General features: G+C 56.5%; 2 protein-coding genes. Both read right to left on the bottom strand.

What is annotated here, in order from left to right:
- A partial coding sequence (locus ACP693_RS17630; RefSeq protein WP_426050130.1) for a UvrD-helicase domain-containing protein occupies window positions 1-483 on the bottom strand: 483 nt, incomplete at its 3' end.
- A partial coding sequence (locus tag ACP693_RS17635; RefSeq protein WP_426050131.1) for an ATP-dependent endonuclease occupies window positions 480-1,321 on the bottom strand: 842 nt, incomplete at its 5' end. The genes ACP693_RS17635 and ACP693_RS17630, both read right to left, overlap by 4 nt.

Here is a 1,321-nt window from a genome sequence, read left to right on the forward strand (position 1 = left end):
TCGTAGGAAGCTGCGCAGAATCCTCCTGTCCTCTCGTTCCTCCCACATGTACTTTGAGCGCACCCGGTGAGTCAGCTCATCGTCGATCGCGGTAAAGCGATGTTGCGCGGAGAGCAGCCAAGGCGTTGCAAGGAAGCGCCTGACGAACCCATGAATCGTGTCTATGTAGTGGGGGTAGCTCAGCAGCCTGCGGCCAACATCAGTGTCGCCTAGGCGCTGCTCGATTTCCTCGCGGGCTACGTTGGTGTGGGATAACACGCAAATCCCGCGAGTGCGGCTTTTCCAGTTGCGGGCAAGTATGGCGAGTTTGGCGACAAGCAATGTGGTTTTACCGCTTCCCGGACACGCCGATACGTCGAGTGTTTCTCGCGATCGAAGAAACGCCATACGCTGCTCATCCAGGCCCTCAAGCTTCATAAGGCCTGAGATCCAGTCGATGTCCTCGTCGGTGATTTCGGGTACCAGGTCACGGAACGTGATCATGGTGTCTGCCGCTCAGATTGCTGTTGCGATGGCTGGTGTTGCTCGTGGAGTATTTCCAAGCGAGAAGTCACATAGGTGATCGCCTCAACGAGGTAGCCGGGGAGTCTTTCCTCCAGACCCTCGCGTGGCACCACAATCCCCCGGTAGCGCTGTTCAAAAATGTCGACGAGGTACTGAGCTGTGATCGCCTTGGAGGCTACCTTGCGGTGGAACAGGGCATAGATGGTCGAACTTATTTGCTCAGCGGACATGCCCGAGCTGGCAAGCCGCTCATATTCGGTCATTGCCAGTTCAATCACCCGATCATGCGTTTCCCGAGCCGCATGAATGGCATCATCCTTCGCAGCCAATCGTGCCGCGACCAAAAGCTCACGTGCCATGCCGCTGAAGGCTAGGTCGTATTCCAGTGTCCATCGACCCGCCACGAACGTTTTTACATTCTGCTCGTCGTTCGCTTTACGCAGGCGGCGTCGCTCCTCCAAGCCGAGAAGCCGGCTATCATCATCGCCACCAAAATCGCGCGTTGCGCGCCACTTTCTCTGTGCAGTGTTTTCCCATTTTGGATCGTCTGCACCTTCCACCAACCCCAGAATTTCTGGTGCGCAATCCGGCATGACGTCCATGTCCGAGATGCAGGCTACAGGAATGTTCAAAACACCGTGTTCTGGGTGCGCACGTTGAAGGATCCGAGCATAGCGGCCCAGACCAACACCTCCGACATTCACAACCGAGACGCCATGTCGGGTCAAATCACGTCCAAGGAGCTTGGCAAGCGCGGGTAAGAGGATGGCTTCAGCATCTCCCTCGACGACGAGTACACCACGTGCGAAAAGCAAAT

Origin of the sequence: Brevundimonas sp. TWP1-3 (genome assembly GCF_049896085.1) — a bacterium.
GTDB lineage: Bacteria > Pseudomonadota > Alphaproteobacteria > Caulobacterales > Caulobacteraceae > Brevundimonas.